Source organism: Deinococcus sp., assembly GCF_018260555.1.
Lineage (GTDB): Bacteria > Deinococcota > Deinococci > Deinococcales > Deinococcaceae > Deinococcus.
Map to the genome: position 1 here is coordinate 23,944 of NZ_JAGLBB010000017.1, position 22,930 is coordinate 46,873.

The following is a 22,930-nucleotide window of genomic DNA, read 5'->3' on the forward strand; positions in this document are numbered from 1 at the left end:
CGGATGGCCGAGGGCGCGGGGATTTTCGGAAACTGGAAACCCCCCCAACCAGAAGCCGTTTCTTTCTGCCCGCGCCGTGGCGCAGCTCTGCGAGTCCGTGTTACGCGGCTTCCGCTGCATACCGCACAGGGGTGTACGTGGTTCCTCCTCGCATCCGCTCGGCTTGATTCAGAACTGCAGCGAATCAACCGGAGTCTAGATTACAGCCCGAAGCGGGCGTAGATGTCGTCCACGTGCCGCAGGTACCACGCCAGGTCGAAGGCGGCGTCGAGTTCCGCGTCGTTCAGGGGGTTTTCCGGGTCGGCCCTGAGCAGGTCACGCAGGCCCTCGCCGGTCTCCCAGCTCGTCAGGGCGCTGCGCTGCACCAGGCTGTACGCGGCCTCGCGGGTCATGCCCTTCTCGTCGATCAGGGCGTGCAGGACCCGTTGACTGAAGACCAGGCCGCCCAGGTCGTTCAGGTTCTTCAGCATGCGGTCCGGGAACACCACCAGGTCGCGCAGCACGCCGGTCAGGCGGCGCGCGGCGTAACTGGCGGCGCTCGTGGCGTCGGGCAGGATGACGCGCTCGGCGCTGGAGTGACTGATGTCGCGCTCGTGCCACAGCGCCACGTTCTCCAGGCCGGTGGTCAGGAAGCCGCGCAGCAGCCGCGCGAAGCCCGTGACGTTCTCGGTCAGGATGGGGTTTTTCTTGTGCGGCATGGAGGAGCTGCCGGTCTGGCCCTTCCCGAAGGGTTCCATGGCCTCGCGGACTTCGCTGCGCTGCAGGTGCCGGATCTCCACGCTGATTCGTTCCAGGGTCGTGCCGAAGATCGCCAGGGCCGCGAGCACCTCGGCGTGACGGTCCCGGGCGAGGGTCTGGTTGGTGACGGGCGCGGCCTGCCAGCCCCACGCGGCGGCGACCTCTTCCTCGACTTTCGGGGAGACGTGCGCGTACGTGCCCACGCTGCCGGACAGCATGACGACCTGCACGCGCCCCCGGGCGGCGTGCAGGCGTTCCAGGTCGCGGTCCAGGGTGGCCATCCAGTTCAGAAATTTCAGGCCGAAGGTCATGGGTTCGGCGTGAATGCCGTGCGTGCGGCCCACGGTGGGCGTGTGCTTGAACGCCAGGGCCTGCGTGCGGCACACCTCGCGCAGCGCCTCGGCGTCCGTGATGATGATGCCCATCGCCTCGTCGAGCAGCAGGTTCTGGGCGGTATCGACCACGTCGGTGCTCGTCAGGCCGTGGTGCACGAAGCGGACTTCCTCGCCGTAGCGTTCGGTCAGGGCGCGCGTGAAGGCGACAATATCGTGGCGGGTGACGGCCTCAATTTCGGCGACCTTCTGCGCGAACGCCTCGTCGAGCGGATCGGCCTCGCTTCTGGCACTCAGGGCGGCGTGCGCCTCGGCGGGCACCTCGCCGTGGTTCACCTGGGCGTGCATGGCGGCCAGTTCCACGCGCAGCCACGCTCGGTATCGGCTGGCCTCGCTCCACAGGGCCTTCATTTCCGGGGTCAGGTAACGGTCAATCACGCCCCCGACGCTAACACGCCCGCGCGCCCGTGCGCCGCGCGGTGTCCAGCCTGCACAGGCGGCCCAAGTACCTTGAAGCTCACATGGCGCCATGCCGGAAAAGCGCCGGAACCTCTCCATTCCCGCTTCAATGTACTTTCTTCTGCTCCGCGCTCCGCGCGGTTTATCGACAAGAAAAACGCAGTGTACTTAGACTGCCGGGGTGAACCGTGCAGGGATGAAAGCGGCAGCAGCGGTCCGGGACGAGCGTGAGAGCCGGGCGTGCTGACCGGTCTGGTCGTGCTGATGCTGCTCAGCATCAACCTGGGCGGCCTGATGAGCGTGATCCTGCAACTCGGGCAAGGCGAGTGGCTGGCGGGACTGGCGTCACTGGGGACGCTGGCCGCGGTGGACGCCCTGGGCTTCCGGGTGCTGCGCGGCCTGCGCGGACAGGACTGAAGAGCGGGGGCCTGGGCTGTGGCTTTGCCTCCCGTTCGGGGGGCCGGGCTGCGGCAGACTGCCGGGCGTGACTGACGACGTGCCCGATGCACTCATGACTGACGCCGCCACGCCTGCCCCGACCGGGTCGGGGTTCCGGCATGCGTTCCGGGCATACTCTCCGGCGGACTACGGGTTTCCGCTGCCGGACGGGCACCGCTTTCCGTATTACAAGTACGAGGGGGTACGGCGGCGCATGTCCCCGCTACTGCCGGTGCTGGACACCCCGGCGCTGCGCTGGGCGGACGCGGCGCGAGTGCATGACCCGCACTGGTTGAGGCGCTGGCGGCGCGGCGAGGTGGACCGGCACGAGGAACGCGCCTTCGGGCTGCCGTGGTCGCCGGGTGTGGTCGAGAGGGCCCGCCGCGCGGCCGGGGGATCGCTGGCGGCGCTGCACGACGCACTGCGCGTGGGGTGGGGAGCGAACCTGGCGGGAGGCACGCACCACGCGTTCCGGGACCGCGCCGAGGGGTTCTGTCTGGTGAACGACGCGGCGATCCTGACCCGCACCGCGCTGGATGACGGGCTGGCCCGGCGGGTGGCGGTCGTGGATCTGGACGTGCATCAGGGGAACGGCACGGCGGCGCTGCTGGGCGGCGAGGCACGGGCCTTTACGCTGAGCGTGCATGGCGAGCGTAATTACCCGTTTCGCAAGGAGGTCAGTTCACTGGATATCGGGCTGGGGGACGGCGTGACCGACCAGGAGTACCTGTCGGTGGTGCGGGAGCGGGTGCTGCCGCCGCTCGAGGCGTTCCGGCCGGACCTGCTGCTGTACCTGGCGGGCGCGGATGTGCTGGCCGGCGACCGCTTCGGGCGGTTCGCGCTGACGCTGGACGGCGTGCGCGCGCGCAACCGCGCGGTGCTGGGCTGGGCGCGCGCGGCGGGCGTGCCGGTCGTGACCATGATGGCCGGCGGGTACAACCATGATCACGCGCTGACGGTCGAGGCGCACGCGAGCGTGGTGCTCGACGGCCTGGAAGTCATGGGGTAAGGACACTGCGTTTATCTACTAAGTACGTTCCAGTGGGGTGTCCAGACCTGTATCCACCCGGAGAACCTTCATCCGGTACCTGGGTGTGTTGGGGGGACCGCGAGAGGCATGCGGCTGTGCAGAGGACAGGAGGCGAGGGAAAGGCAAGCCCCGTCTAGCGGCCTCACGTGAGGTTTCCCTGAACCGTTGAATGTCGTCTGGAACGTTCTTGATGGAGCCCGATGGGCACCCATTGATTTCCTTTTCATAGTGTATGACGTGAACGTTTCAGGGTTGTACAAGGGTTATACACTGCCTGTCACACGAGTCCGTCCCCACCCCGCCGCACCTCTCGGGTGCACCCGCACCCTTACAGGAGTCACCATGACGTACCTTGCCCCCGCCGCCCTACCCCAGAACCATGACCTGAACCGCACGGTGCGCCGTGGCCAGACCCTGTACTACGCCGGAGACAGCGCCCCCAGCCTCTACCGCCTGGAGAGCGGCCTGATGCGCGCCGTGCGCCTCACGCCCGAGGGCCGCAACCTGACCGTTCGCCATATCCGACCCGGCGACATTTTCGGTGAGGAATGCCTGCACGGCCAGACGCGCGGGCATCAGGTCGTCGCTCTGACCGACACGGTGCTGGTGCCCATTCACCCGCAGCACCTGAGTACCGCTGAACTGTGGGACCTGACCCGTAGCCTCAGCGCCCAGTTGCAACGCATGATGACCGACGGCGTTCACATTCAGGACGGCGACCTGCGCGAACGCATCGCCCGCTACCTCCTGAACCTCGCCGACAGCACCCTGGGCGGCGCGCACGGCGACGGCACCCGCTTCGTGCGCGCCACGCACGAACTGATCGCCGAGGGCACCGGCGCCACGCGTGAAAGTGTCAGCAAACTGATCGGCGAGATGCGCGACGACGGCCTGTTGAGCCCCGCCTACCGCTGCCTGACCCTGACCGACGAGGACGGCCTGCGCCTCCTGAGTGGCTACCACGGCTGAACTGCACCCCGCGCCCGTTTCCGGGAAGCGCCGCCCCGTCCCCGCATGGACAGGCGGCGCTTTTGGCATGGTCTGGGCCACAGCGCACCAGAGCAGCCGATCAACATTCTGTCCAGCGCGTAGAATTGCGGGCATGCGTATTCGCCTTGACCCCTGGCCCGTGGATATCGAGGGCGGGCAACTGAGCCTCAAAGAATTCAACGGTGAGATTCACGATGTCGAGACTCCGCGCTGGGCCGCCATTCACGCACGCCCGATCCCGGAACGGCTGCGGCAGGTGTTCGTGGTAGACGGCAAGCGCCGCATGGAATCCCGTCTGTTCATCGAGGACGATCACGGCCAGAGTGGCCTGGGCGGCTTTGGGGCCTACGTGGTGGGCGCCGTGGAACTGTGCCCGCACGGCACCCGGCAGGCCGAACTGCGGGCCGTGAAAGCCGCCCGCATCCTGGCACACGCGCCGGACCTGCGCGTTGATCCCATGACGCTCAGCCCCCGCAACCCGCACACCGGGCGTCTCGAATATACCCCGGTCGCCATGCAGGGCACCGATCCTCTGGCGGCGCTGAACACGTTGCAGCAGCACATGCTGGCCGCCGAGCAGAACCTCTCTCACGACCTGGCTTCCAAGGTGCCGGCCGACGAGCAGGATGACCGGGAGTGGCTGAGCGCCCTGACCGTTCAGGACGGCACCCTGCGCGGACGCAACCTGAACGGGGCCGTGGTCGGGTGCGTGAAGACCATGGAGACCATGTACCTGCCCACCGACCGCGCGGGGCTACTGGCGGAACTGAAACCCGGCGAGCGCACCCCGGTCATGCGCATGACCTACAGCAACGGGCAGTTCACGCGCCTGATCTGGTACGTGCGGCTGTGCGGCGCCGCTTTCTACCAGCATCCCATGGCGGGCGTCATGCGCCTGGAGATGTTCGCGCCGGACGACCCCGGTTTCCTGCCGCCCATCGTCCGGCAGGTCGCGAACCTCAGCGGCACGCTCCTGATGCGGCTGGGCGCGCACGCCCACAAGGACCCGCGTGCGCCGCAGAACCTGATTCCCACGGGGGCGCTGGAGCAGGCGATGGGCCGCAGCATGGGCAGCGCGGACCTCGTGACGCGCCGTATCCGGGCGCACATCGCGGGCCTGCAGGGGGTCGCGTGACGAACCTGAAGCTGGGCGGTCCTGACCCAGCGGGCGCGCAGGTGGGCATGGTGCTGGGCACGCAGGACGTGACGCCCGTGAGCTTCTGGTTCGCGGTGCTGCCCGGCGCGAGCGTGCAACTCGATGATCTGGTGGCGGTGCAGACCCGCAAGCCAGACGGGTCGATCGTGAACTTCTACGGGATCGTGGATCACGTGCGCACCCGTCATGAGGGCGTGACCTTCGACAGTGACGTTCAGGACGTCGTGGCGGGCCTGCTGCCGGCCAGCGTGAGTTACGCGGCGCGGGTGCTGGTCACGCGCGTGAACCCCGAGAACTTTATTCCGCCGCAGCCGGGCGACGGGGTGCGGCACGCGCGGGGCGACGACCTGCGCATGGCCCTGAGCGCCGACAAGATGGGCGAGAAGGCCTTCCCCGGCGGGCTGCTCGCAGACGGTCAGGTGCTGCCCATCAACTACCGTTTCGTGAACGGCGAGAACGGCGGGCACATCAACATCAGCGGAATCTCGGGCGTGGCGACCAAGACGAGTTACGCGCTGTTCCTGCTGCATGCCATCTTCCGCAGTGGCGTGATGGGCGCGGGTGCGTCGGCGGGGCGGGCCCTGATCTTCAACGTGAAGGGCGAGGACCTGCTGTTCCTGGACAAGCGCAACCGCGAGGTCGAGTCCCGCGAGGCGCAGGCTCAGGCGCAAAAGGGCCTCTCCAGTCACCGCTACGCGCTGATGGGCCTGCCGGTCGAGGCGTTCCGGGACGTGCAGTTCCTCGCGCCGCCCCGGCCGGGCAGTGCGGGCGCGGCCATCGTGCCGCACGTCGAGCAGCGCGGCGAGGGCGTCACGCCGTTCCTGTACTCGCTGCGGGAGTTCTGCGCGCGGCGGATGCTGCCGTACGTGTTCGTGGACCGCAACGCCAGCGTGAACCTGGGCTTCGTGATCGGCAGTATCGAGGAGCGCCTGTACCGCATGGCGCAGGGCGCTGAAACGCCGTACCTGACCGTGGACGACTGGCAGCCGGACACCGAGCAGATCCTGGAAGAGGACGTGCGCTTCGACGAGATGGGCAGCGCCCGCATCAGCACCTTCGCGCAGCTCGTCGCGTACCTGGAGTACAAACTGCTCGACGCGAACGACGGCGAGGGCGACCGCCGGTGGGTGGGCAAGCAGGCCCCGGCGACCCTCCAGGCGTTCATCCGCCGCCTGCGGGGCGTGCAGAAACACCTGACGCCCCTGGTGCGCGGCGACGTGAGCGCCGAGCAGGCCGCCCGCTACCGCCCGGACCCGCTGAAGCCCGGCGTGCAGACGACCGTGGTGGACATTCACACGCTGTCCGCCACCGCGCAGATGTTCATCGTGGGCGTGCTGCTGCGCGACCTGTTCGAGCACAAGGAACGCGTGGGGCGGCAGGACACGGTGTTCGTGGTCCTGGACGAACTGAACAAGTACGCGCCCCGCGACGGCGACAGCCCCATCAAGGACGTGCTGCTGGACATCGCCGAACGCGGCCGTTCCCTGGGCATCATCCTGATCGGCGCGCAGCAGACGGCCAGCGAGGTCGAGCGGCGCATCGTGTCGAACGCCGCGATCCGCGTGGTGGGCCGCCTGGACCTGGCGGAGGCCGAGCGGCCCGAGTACCGCTTCCTGCCGCAGAGCTTCCGCGCGCGCGCCGGGATCCTGCAACCCGGCACCATGCTCGTCAGCCAGCCGGACGTGCCTAACCCGGTGCTGGTCAACTACCCCTTCCCCGCCTGGGCCACCCGCCTGGACGAGGTGGATGACCTGCAAGGCAAGAAGGTCGAGGAAGTCGGCGAGGACTGGCTGCACTGAATGGCACTGGGGTAGGCGGGCCAGGAGCCTGTGCCCACCCCCCTCCTGCTGGGCCCTTCGGTGCGCGCCTGATTCGGACCGCCTCTGTTTCTTTGACCACCCGGCGCATAGGCGGGCTGCCAACTCCAGGCCCGGAGCCCGCCGTTCTCCTGGTTGCTCCGCCCGAACCATTCAACCGGCGTCCACATCCCCGCAGGACGGTGGCGGGCGGCCGAGGAAGGCGGCGTGTGGCTGGGGGGCGGTACACTGCGCGCCGTGAATGACGCTCCCCACCCCGACACCCGCACGCTGAGCGCCACGCCGGGACGGCTGGACGCCGTGCTGTCGGCCATGACCGGCGCGAGCCGCTCGCAGGTGGCCGCCCTGATCACGGGCGGGTTCGTGCAGGTGGCGGGGCAGGTCAGCCTGAAACCGGCGCTGAAGTTGCGGGGCGGCGAGGTCCTGAACGTGACGGTGCCGCCCCCGCCGGACGCGACGGTGGCCCCCGAGAACGTTCCGCTGGACGTGCTGTTCGAGGACGAGCACCTGATCGCCGTGAACAAACCGGCGGGCATGATCACGCACCCCGCGCCGGGCGTGAGTACCGGCACGCTGGTGAACGCCCTGCTGGGCCGCATGAACCTGCCGCAGCAGGACGGGCACGACGGTCCGGACGGATACCGGCCCGGCATCGTGCACCGCCTGGACCGCGATACCAGCGGCGTGATCGTGGTCGCCAAGACCGTCGCGGCGCACGCGGCCCTGGCGGCGGCATTCAAGGACCGCCGGACCTGCAAAACGTACCTGGCCATCGCGGCGGGGCAGTGGAAGGCGCTGGAGGCCGTGCAGGTGGACGCCCCGGTGGGCCGGCACCCGGTGCAGCGGCAACGCATGACGGTCGGCGGAGCACAGCCGCGAGACGCGCAAACGCTGTTCACGCCGCTGGGCAGCGTGCCGGACGGGCACGGGCGCACGCTGGCGCTGGTGCGGGCGCAGCCGCGCACGGGCCGCACGCATCAGATCCGCGTGCACCTGGCGCACCTGGGCAGCCCGGTCCTGGGCGACGGCGTGTACGGGCGCGCAAGTGAGGTCATGCCCCGGCACGCGCTTCACGCGCAGTTCCTGACAGTCCCGCATCCGGTCACGGGGCGCGACCTGCACCTGCACGCGCCGGCCCCGGACGACCTGCTGAGCGCCTGGGTGCGTGTGGGCGGCGGCGTACCCGACGATCTGGAAGTCGCGCCGCGCGGCGGGTGACAGCCGCCACCCCTCACGCCGCGCACCGGCCTGACACTCCTCTGATCCGCGCCTCCTACCCTGAGTGACGATGAGAAAACTCACGTTGCTGATGGCGGGCCTGACGGCGCTGCTGACCGCTTGCACCCTCGATGACACGCCCGAGCGGCCCCTGGTGAGCACCGCTGATTTCACGGCGTTCGACGCCCAGCGGGGCACCCTGAAAGCGGCGGGCCTGCGCGACGGGGCCAGCAAGCAGGTGTCGCTGGACGCCGAACCGGAGTACATCACGGTCAGCCCCGACGGCCGCACCGCGTGGATCAGCGTGCAGGAAAGTAACGCCGTTGCCACGCTGGACCTGGACTCGGGGAAGATCACGGCGCTGACGCCCCTGGGCTTCAAGGATCACGCCCTGCCGGGCAACGGACTGGACGCCAGCGACAAGGACAGCGGCGTGAACATCCGCTCCTGGCCCGTGATGGGGGCGTTCATGCCGGACTCGGTCGCGTCGTTCAGTGTCGGCGGGAAGACGTACCTGCTGAGCGCCAACGAGGGTGACACGCGCGACTACGCCAGTTTCACCGATAACGCCCGCGTGGCCGACCTGAAACTCGACCCGCTGAAGTTCCCGAACGCGGCGGCCCTGCAGGCCAAAGGCGCGCTGGGCCGCCTGACGGTCAGCACGCTGGACGCCGATACGGACGGCGACGGGGACGCCGACCGGCTGGTGTCGTTCGGTGCGCGTTCTATGAGCGTCTGGACCTCCGACCTGACCCTGCTGGCCGATACCGGTGACCTGTTCGAGCAGCAGACGGCAAGCCGCGCGAACTTCAACTCGAACGGCACGTCTCAAACCTTCGACACCCGCAGCGACAACAAGGGCCCGGAACCCGAAGGCGTCACGACCGGCGTGCTGGGCGCACGGACCTTCGCGTTCGTGGGGCTGGAACGCACCGGCGGCGTGATGGTCCTGAACGTCAGCGACCCCGCCAAACCGGCCCTGGTGCAGTACATGAACCCCGTGAACGAGAAGGCCGACGCGGCCAGCGGCCTGGCGGGCGACCTGGGACCCGAAGGTCTGCTGTTCATTCCGGCGGCCAGCGCGCCCGGCGGGCAGGCGCTGCTGGTCGTGGCGAACGAGGTCAGCGGCAGCACGACCCTGTACCGCGTGGCCGAGACTGGCATGCTGACGCAGGCGGGGCGGTATCAGGTGACGCCGTTCGCGTTCGATGTGGGGGCAGCCGAGATTCCGGCCTTCGACCCGGCCAGCGGCCGCCTGTTCGTGGTGAACGGCGCCTCGTCCAGCGTGACCGTACTGGACATCCGCGACCCGGCCGCGCCCAGGTACGTCAAGGACATTCCCCTGAGCGCCTACGGACGCGGCGCGAACAGCGTGGCGGTCAGCGGCGGCGTGCTGGCCGTGGCGGTCGAGGCGGCCGTGAAGACCGATCCGGGCCGGGTGCTGCTGCTCGACCGCGACGGTGCGCCACTGGCTGCACCTGTGACGGTGGGTGCGCTGCCTGACATGCTGACCTTCACGCCCGACGGAACGCTCCTGCTGGTCGCAAACGAGGGCGAACCGAACGACGGGGGCACCATCGACCCAGCCGGGTCGGTCAGCGTCATCAACGTCAGCCGGGCACTCAACACCCGCTGATCTACTGAGAAGCTGACAGGGACGAACGCCACACCCTCTCCTCCACTGACCCCACCTGCCGCGCCCTGCTGGCAGGTGGGGCCGCGGCCTGTGAGCCTGCCTGTCACTCTCCCGGTCTGCACGGTATTGCAGTCTGTACGGTGCTTTCCGGCTGACCTGCGTACGCTAGACTGCAATGAAGTGAAAGCCGGGCGCGTCCCATGGATTCAGATCAGACTTGACAGGTAGTCTACCCGCTTCCAGGTTTTGTGCGCCGCCGCACTTGCATTCCGGCTGATTCTGGTGTAATCTTTCAACTCGTGCGCCGCAGCGGGAGATACCCGGGCGGCTGGAGAGTGCCCCCACTTTCAGGACATGCGTGATGCCGGGATTCAAGGCGTTTGCTGGTTCACTGGGGCTGTGCTTTCCCGAAAGGACCACAAATGAACTTTGACCAACTGATTGCGCCCGAACTCGCGGCGCGTCTCGCCGAGCGCGGTATCACCGAAGCCAGCCCCATCCAGGCCGAAAGCCTGCCTCATACCCTGCAGGGACGCGACATGATCGGCCGCGCCCGCACCGGGACCGGCAAGACGCTGGCCTTCGCGCTGCCGATCATCACCAAGCTGGAAGCCAGCCGTGAACGCGGCCGTCTGCCCCGCGCCATCGTGGTCGCCCCGACCCGCGAGCTGGCCAAGCAGGTTGCCGAGGAATTCAGTAAGAGCGGCCAGGAGCTGACGACCGTCACCGTGTACGGCGGCGCCGCCTACGCCCCGCAGGAGAACGCCCTGCGCCGTGGCGTTGACGTGATCGTCGGCACGCCCGGCCGTCTGATCGACCACATCGAGCGCGGCAACATCGACCTGGCTGCCGTCGAGTTTGCGGTACTGGACGAGGCCGATGAGATGCTCAGCGTGGGCTTTGCCGACGCCATCGAGACGATCCTCCAGCGCACCCCTGAAGGCCGTCAGACGCTGCTGTTCAGCGCCACGCTGACCAACGACATTCACCGCCTGTCGAAGAAGTACCTGAATAACCCCATCGTGATCGACATGGTCGGCGAGGGCAAGAGTCAGGCCGCGCAGACCGTCGAGCACCTGAAGATCCGCGTGGGCCGCGCCCGCACCCGCGTGCTGGCGGACCTGCTCACCATCTACAACCCGGAAAAAGCCATCGTGTTCACGCGCACCAAGCGTGAAGCCGACGAACTGGCGAACGAACTGATCCACCGCGGCATCGAGTCCGAGGCCCTGCACGGCGACCTCGCACAGAGCCAGCGCGAACGCGCCCTGGGAGCCTTCCGTAATGGCCGCGCCAACGTGCTGGTCGCCACCGACGTGGCCGCACGCGGCCTGGACATCCCCGAGGTTGATCTGGTGGTCCAGTACCACCTGCCGCAGGACCCCGAGAGCTACGTGCACCGCTCCGGCCGGACGGGCCGTGCGGGCCGCACCGGCACCGCCATCATCATGTACGGCGACCGCGAGCAGCGCGAAGTGATAGGCCTGGAACGTGTGACCGGCGTGCGCTTCATCGAGCGTCCGCTGCCCACTCCCAAGGAAGTGCAGGCTGCCAGCGCCCGCACGAGCGCCGAGATGGTCCGCAAGGTTGACAGCGGCGTCGCGCAGACCTTCCAGGAAGAGGCCGAGCGTCTGTTCAGCGAACTGGGCCTGGAAGCTCTGGCGCGTGCGCTGGCCAAGATCAGTGGCGTGACCGAGCCTGTGAAGGCCGCCAGCCTGCTCAGCGGCGAGGAAGGTCAGACGACCATCATCCTGCACGCCGAGCGTATGAGCGTGGCGCGCGCCGTGGCCGTCCTGGCCCGCAACGGCGACATCGACACCCGCCGCCTGGGCAAGGTCCGTCAGTGGCGCGGCGGTGCCGTGGCCGACATTCCCAGCGAACTGGTGCAGAAACTGATGGCTGCCAGCCCACTGGAAGGCGAAGTGACCGTGGAGGTGGCGCAGGAACTGCCGGAACTGTTCGAGCAGCCTACCCGTGAACGCCGTGAAGGCAGCTACCAGGGCGGCGGCCGTGGTGGCCGTGACGAGGGTGGCTACCGTAGCGGTGGCAGCCGTGGCGGCTATCAGGGTCAGGGCGGCGGCCGTGGCGGCTCCCAGGGCCAGGGCGGCGGCAACCGTGGTGGTCAGGGCGGAGGTGGCCAGGGCCAGGGTCGCTGGAGCCGTGACGACCGCGGCGGCCGCCCCCGCGAGGACTTTGCGGACCGTGAATTCGTTCCTTCTGGTCGCTGACCTGCGGTAACAGGAGCCCCGGTGTCCTGAACGGGTCAGTAAAAGAAAATGAAGAAGGCGTCCCGACCATCCGGTCGGGACGCCTTTTTCACTGCCTTCATCCCCCGGCGGCCAATTCTGTTCGCATGGGTGCTGCCTGGGCGGGTGCTTATGAACTGGCTCTGGTCACATGAACTACTGCCTGCTTCTGCCGTGCCTTACCTTCACGGGCAATTCTGAGACCGGTCGGCCGCGACCGCATCAGTGGCGTCGGGGGGCGTGCCAGGAACCCCCGTGGTGGCAAGTCACCTTGACATCAATCTCATAGCCTGCGCGCCCACCGTGGCCGCGCAGGAACAGGGACGAAGCAAAGCTGTGTCCGGCCGCACGCTGACTGCTACCCGCCTGCAGGACAGCCTAGACGCTGGAGACCCGGACTGGCATGCTCAACATCCGCCGCATGGCCGTCCAGACGCCCTGACGGCAACTGGGAAAGGCAGGAACGGCTTAGGGTTCCCGGCCACCCCTCAACCACCCGGCCTCCAGGTCGCCAACCCGCTGCGGGGCGTGTGCCTGGCACCAGGCCACCGCCCCGGCCACGTCATACTCCGTGCGGCGAAACTCGGGCATCCAGTGCCCGGCACGGCGGGTCAGGAGCGCCCAGCGCGCCAGCGGCAACCCGTCCTTCTGGCGTGAAACCGGGCCGACATTCAGGACGGTCACGCCGTCCACGACCGCCAGCATCTCACGGTGGGTGTGGCCCACCACGCACACCTGCCCTCCCGCATCCGCCGTAAAACCGTCCAGTCGCTCGCGCAGCTCGCTCAAGCGGGCCGGGCGGGTGCGGCCTGCGGTCTCCGGGCCTGCGGGCTCCTCGGTCAGCATCAGGTCCTCCCAGGCGCTGCGGGGACTGCCGTGCGCCGCGCGCACCTCGCCCCCGGCCACATCCAGCCGCACGGGCAGGGCCGCCACCCGCGCGGGCACCGAGTCCGGAATCTGTGAGCGTACCCAGGCCCGCATGTCTTCCTTGCCTTCCCGCAGGCCCGCCACGCGCTCATCGGTGTTGCCGCGCACGCTGGGCGGCGCGAACTCCGCCTGCAACGCCCAGGCCGCGCCGGGATCGGCGGCCCCCCACACCGTATCCCCCAGGTTCAGGATCAGATCCGGGGACGCCGAGCGGATATCGTCCAGCACGGCGCGCAGCGCGAATGCGTTCCCGTGCACGTCTGATAGGACCGCGATTCTCAACGGCCAGCCTGCGGGCGGCGCAGCGCCGCGAAGATGAGCGAGAAGAGCGCGACCGCGATCACGTACCCGACCAGGGAAGCCGCCGGATTGAACGCCGGGCTCAGCACGTCACCTGTGAACTTGTACACCGCATACGGCACCGCCCACCCGAGCGCGAACAGCCCCGCGCGGCGCCCGTACTCCGGCGTGACGCTCGCCTGCGGAAAGTACCGCATGGGCAGCGTCATGGCCGGGATCAGCAGCAACTGCGCCACGTAGAACCACCAGGGCAGCCGGTCCAGACCATAATCCAGCGCGGCAAACACGATATTCACAGCAGCGATCACGAGACCCGTGATCAATGCAGTCCTCAGAAGCGGATTCTTCACGTGCCCATGCTGCCACGCCCGGCCGCACCAAACGACCCGCCCGCATGAAGACACCTGAATCAGCCCGCGCGGCCTGTTCCCTCAGTGCCGGCTGCCGGGCGGGGCCGGACGGACTCCAGACGCCACGGCACCAGCCGGCGGAGCTGCCGTACCAGTTCCTCGTCCATGAATTCGAAGTCGTCCGGGATGCCCAGGGTCAGGATCCGGTCGTCCGGCAGCGCCCCCCGGAACCGCTGACGCAGGATGTCCCGGTGCCGTTTCTCCATGCAGACCGCCACGTCTGCCCACTCCAGCAGGTCACGGCTGACTGGCACCCCGGCGTCCCGGTTGGTTCCGGCCGACGCGACCTCCCAGCCGTCCACGCCCCTGAAGATGCTCTCGGCCGTGGGGCTGCGCAACCTGTTCTGCGCGCACACGAACAGCACGCGCAGTGGCCGGGTCGTGGGCGGCCCTGATGACCGGGTCACAGAGCGACCCCTACAAAATGCTCGACCGTCGGGAACGGATCGTAGAAGTGATGCAGCAGCGACCGCCACTCCTGGTACTCGGGGCTGCCCCGGAAACCGACCGTGTGGTCTTCCAGCGTCTCCCACCAGACCAGCAATGCGTACCGGTGACTGTCTTCCAAGCAACGCTGAAGCTCGTGCCGCACGTACCCGACCATGCCCGCGATGATGCGCTGCGCCTGCGCGAAGGCCGCCTCGAACTCGGGGGTCTGGCCGGGGCGAATCTGAAGCAAGGCAAGTTCCAGGATCATCTGCCCTCGTGCATACCACGGGGAGACCAGTGCACCCGGCCTCCCCGTCCTTCAGCCGCGAAGCAGCGAACCCATCACCTTGCGACTCTCACCTCAGATGCGGCCGGGGGCGAATTCGCCCTGTCGGCGTTCGGCGCCCATGCCGGCGACGATCATGTTCTGAATGCGGATCCAGGCGCGCGCGCTGGATTCCACGACGTCCGTGGCGACACCACTGCCGTGCAGCAGGGTCTCGCCGTAGCGGGCGCTGATGCTGACCTCGCCCAGCGCGTCGCCGCCACCCGTCACAGCCTGAATCCGGTAGCTTTCCATGGTGGGCGCGAGGCCCGTGATGCGGTTGATGGCCTGCACGGCCGCCTCGACCGGGCCGTCACCGTGCGCGGTGGCCTCCACGGACCCGTCGGGGGTGGTCAGGCGAACGAAGGCGACGGGGGTCATGTTCATGCCGCTGGTGATCTGGAAGGCTTCCAGCGTGAATGTCTGCGGCACGTCGGTGCGGGCATCAACCAGGGCGCGCAGGTCGTCGGCGAAGATCTGGCCTTTGCGGTCGGCCATGTCCTTGAAGCGGGTGAACAGGTGCTGGACCTTGTCGTCGGGCAGATCCGAGTACCCCAGGTCGGTCAGGGCCTTGCGGAACGCGGCGCGGCCCGAGTGCTTGCCCATGACCAGCACGGCGGCCTCGCGCCCGACCAGTTCGGCGTTCATGATCTCGTAGGTCTCGCGGGCCTTGATCACGCCGTCCTGGTGAATGCCGCTCTCGTGTGCAAACGCGTTGTCCCCGACGATGGCCTTGTTGGGCTGCACGGGCATGCCGCTCAGGCGGCTGACCAGGCGGCTGGCGCGGTACAGTTCGCGGGTGCGGATACCGGTTTCCAGGCCGTAGTGGTCGCGGCGGGTGTGGAAGGCCATGACCAGTTCTTCCAGGCTGGCGTTCCCGGCGCGCTCACCAATGCCGTTGACGGTGCACTCGATCTGCCGCGCGCCGCCCTCGGCCGCCGCGATGGAGTTCGCGACGGCCATGCCCAGGTCGTCGTGGCAGTGGGCGCTCAGGATGACGTGCGCGGGAATGGCGGCGCGGATCTCGCGGAACAACGCGCGGATCTCCTCGGGGGTGGTGTACCCGACCGTGTCGGGAATGTTCACGGTGGTCGCCCCGGCCTCCACGGCCGCCTTGAAGATGCGGATCAGGAAGGAAATGTCGCTGCGGGTGGCGTCCTCGGCGCTGAATTCCACGTCGTCCACGAAGGTTCGGGCGTAGGTCACCGCCTGCACGGCACGCTCCACGACCGCGTCGGGTTCCAGTTGCAGTTTCTTTTGCATGTGAATGGGACTGGTCGCAATGAACGTGTGAATGCGGGGTTTGGTGGCGGCCTCGACGGCTTTCGCGGCGGCCTCGATGTCGGGCCGGGCGGCGCGGGCCAGCGCCGTGATGATGGGGTCGCGCACCTCGCGGGCAATCCGGCTCACGCCTTCCAGGTCACCGGGGCTGGCGATGGGAAACCCGGCCTCGATGACATCCACACCCAGGCGGGAGAGCTGGTGCGCGATCTCCAGTTTCTGCGAGTGGTTCAGGGCCACGCCCGGGCTCTGCTCGCCGTCACGCAGGGTGGTGTCGAACATGATGATGCGGTTGGAATCGGTCGATTGGGCTGCGGTGGTCTGGGTCATGGCGGGGCTCCTGTGCAGGCGTGAATGGGCAGGCGTGAATGGGCAGGCGTGGGGGGGGGCGGGAGAGTGGTGCGGGGGCAGGGGCCAGACATGAAAAAACCCCGGAGGGGAGTCCTCCGGGGGCGTTCCAGGCATGCGCTGCTTGCCGTTCACTCCACCGGAGGACGGGTAAGAAGAAGCAGACCGAACGCGTTCATAACCCGGAGTGTAGGCGCAGACCCGGGCCAAGTGCAAGAGTTGTCTGGAATGCGGGCCTGCCGGGCCGGTGTCTCCGGGGCGCAGGCGGGAACCTGGAGTCGTCTGGCACGGGGCGGTTGGCACAGGGCGGTTGGCACAGGGCGGTTGGCACAGGGGCCATTGCTACAGCCCCGTCACAGAGTCCGCCTGCGCGGCTGCACGGACCGCACTCACCGGACGCTGGCGCGGAAGCACACGCTACCGGTTTCGCCGGTAGGTATGGCGCCCAGGCGCACGCTGATGTCCTGACCGGCGATGCTGCCAGCGTCGGTGTCGGCGGCCGAGGTAAGGGTGGCAATGCTGGCGGGGCGGGTGAGGAGCAGGCCCAGGCCCGCCCCGAACGCGCTGCTCTGCGGGAGGGTCTGTGGGGGCGCAGTGTCGCGCAGCACGAAGTTGACGGCATCCCCATCACTGACGCGGTACGCGACGCAGTACTCGAGGATCTCGCCGGGCAGCGCACTGGACGCGGTCCCGGCCGCGCCGCTCCGGGTGACGTTCCGGACGCTCTTGGTGAGCAGCACGACAGGCGGCTGGGCGGTCACCGTCACCGCGTCGCTGGCGGCGTTGTTGCTGGTCTGGGCGGCGGTCTCTCCTCCTCCGCTGACGCTGGCCGCGTTGGTGTACGTGCCGCCCGCACTGACCAGCACGCTCAGGGTCACGTCCGGGTAACTGCCGCCGCTACTCAGGGCGTCCGTGCGGGTGCAGCGCAGGGGCGAGAGGCTACAGGTCCAGCCGGGCCCGCTGATACTCTGCGCGGTCATGCCGGCGGGGAGCGTGTCAGTCAGGGTCACGGTGCCGGTCGTGGAGGCGGGACCGGCGTTCGACACGCGCAGCGTAAACGTGCCGGGCACACCCGTGCGGAAGGTGCCCGCGTGGGCTTTGCTGACGCTGAGGTCAGGGCCAGCGACGATGACGCGGGCCGGTTGATCTCCGGCCGTGACGGGGTCGCTGTCGCTGGTGTCCGAGACGACCGAGCCGAGGGTCTGCTGGCGGTAGCTGACGGTGCCGGTGTTATCGATGAAGGTGCCGCCCGGCGTCCCAGCGTTCACGGTGACCCGAAAACGAACCCGGGTTTCCTCGTTGGGGGCGACCGCGCCGCCCTGCACGGCGTTCGCGCCCGTCCCCACGCGGAACACCACGCGTTTTCCGGCGGTGTCGAATTCGGCCTGGTCGTCACCGGCCAGGTCGGTTTTCGGGCCGGCGTTCGCGCCGATCACGGTCATGGAGTCCGGCAGGTAGGTGGTGTCAGCCGGGATGGGGTCGGTCAGGATGACGTTCACGGCGCCGTCGTTGCCCTGGTTGCGAATGACCAGTTCGTACTCCAGGGTGTCGCCGGGCAGCAGCGCGCCGCCGTTCAGGTCGGTGACAGTCTTGGTCAGGGCGTCCTTGATGTTGGGAACGAAGATCTCGGTGGCGAGCGTGATCACGCCGGGGTAGATCACGTCGCCGCTCGTGCCGATCACGCGAACCACGGCGGAGGTGCTGCCGTTCGGGAGCGGCGTGTTGGGCGTGAGGGTATCGATGTCCAGGCCCAGGGTGTTCGTGAAGGCCGGGTTGCGGCCGCCCGTGACGTCCGCGCCGCCGCCTGCCGTACCCGTGGTGGTAGAGATGGTGGAGTTGAATACGTCGTTGACCGGGTTGACCGTGTTCGACACGGTGTTCAGGGCCGCAGTGTTCGGCCCGAAGCGCAGGCTGCCCTGCGGGGTCGCAGACATACCTTCCAGGGCGCCACGGTCGCCGTCGTACGCGACGACACCGATGGTGCTTCTGACCGTGCCCACGCTGGGCGTGATGAACCCACTCACCGAGATGTCCACCGGAACGGCTTCATTGTTCGCCTGAAGGAACCCGTCGAACACCGCGAGGTTCCGGGTGGGCTGGGCCGGGTTTCGGTACGCGACGACCAGTGTCCAGCCGGCCCAGGAACCGGCGCCAGCCGTGCTGGCCACGTTCCCGGCGGTGTACGTGCCGCTGCCGCCAGCCTGCACGAGCGCGGTGACATCCACGAACGACTGATAGTTACTGCCCATGACGCTGGTGCGCGTGGCGCTCAGGGGGACGCTGGCGCTGGCAGGCGTGGCCAGACGCACGGCAGCGCGGTTGGCGGCGCTGGTACTGATGCCCGACCAGTACAGTCCAGCGAACAAGACGCTGCTGCCGCTGCCCAGGGTCAGCGTGGCGGAACTGGAGTTACTGGTGGCGGAGTCGGTGTCCGTATCCACGGCCTGCATGTATACGCCGTTGTTCGTGGCATTCCCCCCGGAACGGGCCGTGTTGCAGGCGGTGATCTGAGAGGCGCTGGCAGGAGTGGCCGTCACGCAGTGGAAGTTCACATTCCCGATCAGGACGATGTCGCCGTTCGTGGCAGTATTCGTATAGCGGGCTCCGAAGGCCTGCTGCGCCGACACGCTCCCCAGCAGGAAGAGCGGGACCAGCGCCATGAGCAGCCGGGCAGGCCAAATCAGCAGAAAGAACGGGAGGCGCATACTACCTCTCACACTACTGGTTTTCGCAGGGTGATCTCATCATATAGGCCCTCCCCCCCACTGGGGCGATGAGGAACGGCACAGGGGCAGAGCTTTTCACGAGGGAAAAGTCTGCCCCTGAATGGCGGGAGCCGGTACGCACCGCCGTCTGTCTCGCGCACAATCCGCCCGTAAGACGGATTGCCACGTCCACGTCCGGAACCCGCTCAGCGCCTACCCGAATCCGTCTTAGACTTCGAGTGCCTTCTTGGTGATGAACGGCATCTGATCGCGCAGTTCTTTTCCGACGACTTCGAGGGTGTGGCCGCGCATCTTGCCGCGCTGTTCTTCCATGAACGGGAAGCCCGCCTCGGCGTCCGCGATGAAACGCTCGGCGAACTTACCGGTCTGGATGTCGCTCAGCACGCGGCCCATCTCCGCTTTCGTCTCGGCGGTCACGACGCGCGGCCCGGTCACGTAGTCCCCGAACTCGGCGGTGTTGCTGATGGAGTGGCGCATGCCCTCGAAGCCCTTCTCGTAGATCAGGTCCACGATCAGTTTCACCTCGTGCAGCGTCTCGAAGTACGCGATTTCCGGCTGGTACCCGGCTTCGACCAGCGTCTCGAAGCCCGCCTGGATCAGGTGGGTCACGCCGCCGCACAGCACGGCCTGCTCGCCGAACAGGTCCGTCTCGGTTTCTTCCTTGAAGGTGGTTTCCAGCACGCCGGCGCGGGTGCAGCCGATGCCGCTGGCGTACGCCAGAGCAATCTCGCGGGCCTGACCGGTGGCGTCCTGCTGCACGGCGAAGATGCCGGGCATGCCCGCCCCGTCGGCGTACACGCGGCGCAGCATGTGGCCGGGACCCTTGGGCGCCACGAGGAACACGTCCACGCCAGCGGGCGGCGTGATGCGCCCAAAGTGCACGTTGAAGCCGTGACCGAAGGCCAGGGCCTTGCCGTCCGCGAGGTTCGGGGCGACGCTCCGCTCGTACACGGCGGGCTGCTGCTCGTCGGGAATCAGGAGCATGACCACGTCCGCTTCCTTGGTGGCGTCCTCGATGCTGGCGACGCGCAGTCCGGCCTGCTCGGCCTTGGCGCGGCTGGCGCTGCCTTCACGCAGGCCCACGACGACGTTAAAGCCGCTGTCGCGGAGGTTCTGCGCGTGCGCGTGCGCCTGGCTGCCGTAGCCGATGATGGCGATCACCTTGTTCTCGATGGGGGCGGTGCTCACGTCGCGGTCGTAGTACATTTTTGCAGCCATGATGGGGATTCTCCTACAGAAAGTGAGTGGGAACGGAATGCAGGCTAGGCGGGTTCAGGGGGGTGGATGGTTGATGGGTTTTCTTTCGACCATTAACTTTCAACCATCAACCTAGAACAGATTGGGGACTTCGCGGGCGCGTTCCTCGCGGGGTTGCTCGATCTGCACGGCGGGCCTGAGAGCCTGCGTTTCACCGTGGTAAACGTGGCCGGGAATGTCGGCGTTGCTGCCGCGCGTCAGGGCAATGCGGCCCGTGCGCATGGTTTCCAGGATACCGAAGGGGCGCATCTGCTCGATGAAGGCCGTCAGTTTCCCCTCGTCGCCCGTGACCTCGAAGGTCAGGGCGTGGCGGCCCACGTCCACGATGCGGCTGCGGAAGTCCTCGGCGATCTGGCGGACCTCGACACGGTTTTCTGGCGTGATGGCGACCTTCACGAGCACCAGTTCACGGTCCACGTACTTCTCGAGGCTGTGGTCGATGATGCGGATCACGTCGTGCAGTTTCTCGAGTTGCCGGATGGCCTGCTCGACCACGCCCCGGTCACCGCTGACGACAATGGTCATGCGGGACACGCCGGGGTGCTCGGTGCTGCCGACCGACAGGCTCTTGATGTTGTACCCGCGCCGGCCGAACAGGGCCGTGATGCGGGTCAGGACGCGGGGTTCGTCGCGGACCAGCAGGGAGAGCAGTTGCTCGGGGTTGGGTTCACGCTGGTGGGGAATGGTTGCCTGTGTCATGCGTTGCGGGCCTCCTCGGCCACCTCGGCCATGTCGGGTCCGGGGGTGCGGGCGGGTTCGCTTTCCAGCATCTCGTACAGCGCCGCGCCGGCCGGGACCATGGGGAACACCGCGTGCTCGTGCGGAACGACGACCTCCAGCAGGGCACTCTTCGGGTCGGCCAGCCACGCGTCGATGGCGGCCGGGAGTTCCTCGGCGCTGCTGGCGCGGTAGCCGGGTACGCCGTAGGCGTCCGCCAGTTTAATGAAGTCCGGGTTGCTGTCGCCCAGCCAGACCTCGCTGTAGCGTTTTTCGTGGAACATCTCCTGCCACTGGCGGACCATGCCCAGGAACGAGTTGTTGATGATGCAGATCTTGACGTTCCGCACGTCGTACATCTTGAGGGTCGCGAGTTCCTGCGCGGTCATCTGGAACCCGCCGTCCCCGGCGATCACGACGCTGCGCACGCCGGGTTCGGCCATGCCAGCGCCGATCGCGGCGGGAAAGCCAAAGCCCATCGTGCCCAGCCCACCGGAGTTGATCCAGCGGCGCGGCTTCTCGAAGCGGGCCAGTTGCGCGGCGAGCATCTGGTGCTGACCCACGTCGGAACTCAGGATGTCGTCCGGGCCGAGGCGGTCCACGACGGCCTTCACGGCGTACCCGGCACCCCAGCTGACCGGCATCTGCGTGCGGGACTTCCACTCCTCGAGCCGCGCTTTCCACTCGGGGCGGTCCAGGGGATGGGCGCCCCGCATCAGCATCTGCGCGGCCACCTTCGCGTCGCCGCGCACCGGGACGTGCGTGCGGATGATCTTGCCGATCTCGGCGGCGTCGAGTTCCACGTGAATGATGCTGGCTCTGGGCGCAAAGCCGTTCACGCGGCCCGTCACGCGGTCATCGAAGCGCAGGCCGATGCCGATCAGCACGTCCGCCTCGCTGATCGCGCGGTTCGCGGCGACGCTGCCGTGCATGCCGGGCATGCCCAGCCACAGCGGATCGCTGCTGGGGAACGCCCCCAGGCCCATCAGGGTCGTGATGACCGGGATGTCCCACGCGCGGGCCAGGGCAGTGACCTCGGCGGCGGCGTCCAGGCTACCGCCGCCCACCATGATCACGGGCTGCTGCGCCGCGCGGATCAGGTCCAGGGCGCGGTCAACGGCCTCCTGACTGGGGGCCGGGATTTCCGGGCGGGCGTGCGGGGAGGGAATCTCGCCGTGGTACGGGGCCAGCTGAATGTCCTTGGGAATGTCCACCAGCACCGGCCCCGGGCGGCCCGAGCGGGCGATCCGGATGGCTTCGGCCACCACGCGCGGCAGTTCTTCCACGTCCCGGACCACGTAATTGTGCTTGGTGATAGGCAGCGTGATGCCGGTAATGTCGGCTTCCTGGAAGGCGTCGGTACCCATCAGGTGCGAGGCGACGTTCCCGGTGATGGCCAGCAGCGGCACGCTGTCGAGCATGGCGTCGGCCAGTCCAGTCACGAGGTTCGTGGCGCCGGGACCGCTGGTCGCCATGCACACGCCGAGCTCGCCGGTCGCCTTGGCCCAGCCCTCGGCGGCGTGCGCGGCGCCCTGTTCATGGCGCGCCAGCACGTGCCGGACTTCCGGGTAGTAGGTCAGGGCGTCGTACACGGGCATGATCGCCCCGCCGGGGTAGCCGAACACGGTGCTGATGCCGTGGCTGGCCAGTGTGGCCCACAGGGCCTTGGCGCCGTTCATGTCGCCCCGCCCGTCTTGGCCGGGCTCCTGCTTCGTCTGGTCGTGTGCGCTGTCTGTCCTCATGACTCCTCCTGGCCTGCTCCCTGCTCACCTACTGCCTGCTCGATGTGATGATCACTCTGGCCTGCCTGCTGCCCTGCTGCGCTCTGAGAATGAAAAACCCCCGCTGGTGGGCGGGGGTGTGCGAAGGGGCGCGGACGCCTAGCCTCGGAAACCCCCGATGCTAAGAAGTACCACCACAATCTGCGCACTCATACCCACACCATAGGCCGAGCATTGAACCCGGTGCAAGGTGCGTCTAGACCATAAGGCGTTCCGGAGCGGGGAACAAACGAACGTTCGTCAGTGGGGTTAAAGGCAAACAGCTGATGGTTGATGGACTTCGACTCCATCAACTGACATCTTTCAGTTCTAAGCCACATGCTGGCGAGTGCCGTCCCAGACGGCTAAAATCCGTTCCATTTCTCTTTC

The 22,930-nt window shown here is 68.0% G+C and carries 18 protein-coding genes; 8 read left to right on the forward strand and 10 right to left on the reverse strand.

The genetic code is table 11. The annotated features are described in order from the left end of the window. Positions 1-200: 200 nt before the first annotated feature. Positions 201-1,508, reverse strand: coding sequence for an adenylosuccinate lyase (gene purB / locus QZ271_RS05155; protein ID WP_291429632.1), 1,308 nt, complete (start codon positions 1,506-1,508; stop codon positions 201-203). 261 nt (positions 1,509-1,769) lie between these two features. Here purB and QZ271_RS05160 point away from each other — a divergent pair, with 261 nt between their 5' ends. The 8 genes from QZ271_RS05160 (at position 1,770) to QZ271_RS05195 (ending at position 12,042) form a co-directional block, all read left to right on the forward strand. Further along, complete coding sequence (locus QZ271_RS05160) at positions 1,770-1,946, forward strand: hypothetical protein (protein WP_291429634.1); 177 nt, start codon at positions 1,770-1,772, stop codon at positions 1,944-1,946. A 94-nt stretch (positions 1,947-2,040) separates the two neighbouring features. Continuing rightward, positions 2,041-2,976 carry a histone deacetylase gene (locus QZ271_RS05165; RefSeq protein ID WP_291429664.1) on the forward strand — a complete coding sequence of 312 codons (936 nt, stop codon included), beginning with the start codon at positions 2,041-2,043 and terminating at the stop codon, positions 2,974-2,976. Positions 2,977-3,339: 363 nt separating this feature from the next. After that, entirely contained in the window at positions 3,340-3,966 is a 627-nt protein-coding gene (locus QZ271_RS05170; protein ID WP_291429636.1) for a cyclic nucleotide-binding domain-containing protein, read from the forward strand. Between the two features lie 133 nt (positions 3,967-4,099). After that, the gene (locus QZ271_RS05175; protein ID WP_291429638.1) at positions 4,100-5,122 is read left to right on the forward strand and encodes a nuclease; all 1,023 of its coding nucleotides are present in this window, start codon (positions 4,100-4,102) and stop codon (positions 5,120-5,122) included. A 47-nt stretch (positions 5,123-5,169) separates the two neighbouring features. After that, positions 5,170-6,942: an ATP-binding protein gene (locus QZ271_RS05180; RefSeq protein WP_291429666.1), complete on the forward strand. Its 1,773-nt coding sequence runs from the start codon at positions 5,170-5,172 to the stop codon at positions 6,940-6,942. A 255-nt stretch (positions 6,943-7,197) separates the two neighbouring features. Beyond that, positions 7,198-8,178, forward strand: a complete 981-nt coding sequence (locus QZ271_RS05185; protein ID WP_291429640.1) for an RluA family pseudouridine synthase — start codon at positions 7,198-7,200, stop codon at positions 8,176-8,178. Positions 8,179-8,248: 70 nt separating this feature from the next. Further along, complete coding sequence (locus QZ271_RS05190; RefSeq protein ID WP_291429642.1) at positions 8,249-9,814, forward strand: choice-of-anchor I family protein; 1,566 nt, start codon at positions 8,249-8,251, stop codon at positions 9,812-9,814. Between the two features lie 422 nt (positions 9,815-10,236). After that, the gene (locus QZ271_RS05195) at positions 10,237-12,042 is read left to right on the forward strand and encodes a DEAD/DEAH box helicase (protein WP_291429644.1); all 1,806 of its coding nucleotides are present in this window, start codon (positions 10,237-10,239) and stop codon (positions 12,040-12,042) included. Between the two features lie 486 nt (positions 12,043-12,528). On the opposite strand, the gene QZ271_RS05200 is transcribed toward QZ271_RS05195, so the two are convergent. From QZ271_RS05200 to ilvB, 9 genes are all read right to left on the reverse strand, one after another. After that, on the reverse strand, positions 12,529-13,245 hold the full coding sequence (locus QZ271_RS05200; RefSeq protein ID WP_367114309.1) for a metallophosphoesterase: 717 nt from the start codon (positions 13,243-13,245) through the stop codon (positions 12,529-12,531). A 20-nt stretch (positions 13,246-13,265) separates the two neighbouring features. Next, positions 13,266-13,637, reverse strand: coding sequence for a hypothetical protein (locus QZ271_RS05205; protein ID WP_291429648.1), 372 nt, complete (start codon positions 13,635-13,637; stop codon positions 13,266-13,268). A gap of 59 nt (positions 13,638-13,696) precedes the next feature. Next, positions 13,697-14,104: a phosphotyrosine protein phosphatase gene (locus QZ271_RS05210; RefSeq protein ID WP_291429649.1), complete on the reverse strand. Its 408-nt coding sequence runs from the start codon at positions 14,102-14,104 to the stop codon at positions 13,697-13,699. Next, positions 14,101-14,394 carry an antibiotic biosynthesis monooxygenase gene (locus tag QZ271_RS05215; RefSeq protein WP_291429651.1) on the reverse strand — a complete coding sequence of 98 codons (294 nt, stop codon included), beginning with the start codon at positions 14,392-14,394 and terminating at the stop codon, positions 14,101-14,103. Before QZ271_RS05215 ends, QZ271_RS05210 begins: the two co-directional genes overlap by 4 nt. A 93-nt stretch (positions 14,395-14,487) precedes the next feature. Beyond that, positions 14,488-16,062 (reverse strand): 2-isopropylmalate synthase, encoded by a 1,575-nt coding sequence (locus QZ271_RS05220; RefSeq protein ID WP_291429653.1) that lies wholly within the window; start codon positions 16,060-16,062, stop codon positions 14,488-14,490. 407 nt (positions 16,063-16,469) lie between these two features. Then, entirely contained in the window at positions 16,470-18,785 is a 2,316-nt protein-coding gene (locus QZ271_RS05225) for a DUF11 domain-containing protein (RefSeq protein WP_291429656.1), read from the reverse strand. Between the two features lie 228 nt (positions 18,786-19,013). Further along, positions 19,014-20,024 carry a ketol-acid reductoisomerase gene (ilvC, locus tag QZ271_RS05230; protein ID WP_291429657.1) on the reverse strand — a complete coding sequence of 337 codons (1,011 nt, stop codon included), beginning with the start codon at positions 20,022-20,024 and terminating at the stop codon, positions 19,014-19,016. Between the two features lie 111 nt (positions 20,025-20,135). Then, positions 20,136-20,762, reverse strand: coding sequence for an acetolactate synthase small subunit (ilvN, locus tag QZ271_RS05235; RefSeq protein WP_291429659.1), 627 nt, complete (start codon positions 20,760-20,762; stop codon positions 20,136-20,138). Further along, a complete protein-coding gene (ilvB, locus tag QZ271_RS05240) occupies positions 20,759-22,459 on the reverse strand; it encodes a biosynthetic-type acetolactate synthase large subunit (RefSeq protein ID WP_291429668.1) in 1,701 nt (566 codons plus the stop codon). The genes ilvN and ilvB overlap by 4 nt, the downstream gene beginning before the upstream one ends. Positions 22,460-22,930: the final 471 nt, after the last annotated feature.

What these genes read in the sequence shown, in the direction of transcription:
- ilvC (WP_291429657.1), bottom strand. Translation starts at nt 20,024, where the DNA reads ATGGCTGCAAAAATGTACTACGACCGCGACGTGAGCACCGCCCCCATC.
- QZ271_RS05165 (WP_291429664.1), top strand. Translation starts at nt 2,041, where the DNA reads ATGACTGACGCCGCCACGCCTGCCCCGACCGGGTCGGGGTTCCGGCAT.
- QZ271_RS05195 (WP_291429644.1), top strand. Translation starts at nt 10,237, where the DNA reads ATGAACTTTGACCAACTGATTGCGCCCGAACTCGCGGCGCGTCTCGCC.
- ilvN (WP_291429659.1), bottom strand. Translation starts at nt 20,762, where the DNA reads ATGACACAGGCAACCATTCCCCACCAGCGTGAACCCAACCCCGAGCAA.
- QZ271_RS05175 (WP_291429638.1), top strand. Translation starts at nt 4,100, where the DNA reads ATGCGTATTCGCCTTGACCCCTGGCCCGTGGATATCGAGGGCGGGCAA.
- QZ271_RS05190 (WP_291429642.1), top strand. Translation starts at nt 8,249, where the DNA reads ATGAGAAAACTCACGTTGCTGATGGCGGGCCTGACGGCGCTGCTGACC.
- QZ271_RS05220 (WP_291429653.1), bottom strand. Translation starts at nt 16,062, where the DNA reads ATGACCCAGACCACCGCAGCCCAATCGACCGATTCCAACCGCATCATC.
- QZ271_RS05225 (WP_291429656.1), bottom strand. Translation starts at nt 18,785, where the DNA reads ATGCGCCTCCCGTTCTTTCTGCTGATTTGGCCTGCCCGGCTGCTCATG.
- ilvB (WP_291429668.1), bottom strand. Translation starts at nt 22,459, where the DNA reads ATGAACGGCGCCAAGGCCCTGTGGGCCACACTGGCCAGCCACGGCATC.
- QZ271_RS05215 (WP_291429651.1), bottom strand. Translation starts at nt 14,394, where the DNA reads ATGATCCTGGAACTTGCCTTGCTTCAGATTCGCCCCGGCCAGACCCCC.
- QZ271_RS05180 (WP_291429666.1), top strand. Translation starts at nt 5,170, where the DNA reads ATGGTGCTGGGCACGCAGGACGTGACGCCCGTGAGCTTCTGGTTCGCG.
- QZ271_RS05170 (WP_291429636.1), top strand. Translation starts at nt 3,340, where the DNA reads ATGACGTACCTTGCCCCCGCCGCCCTACCCCAGAACCATGACCTGAAC.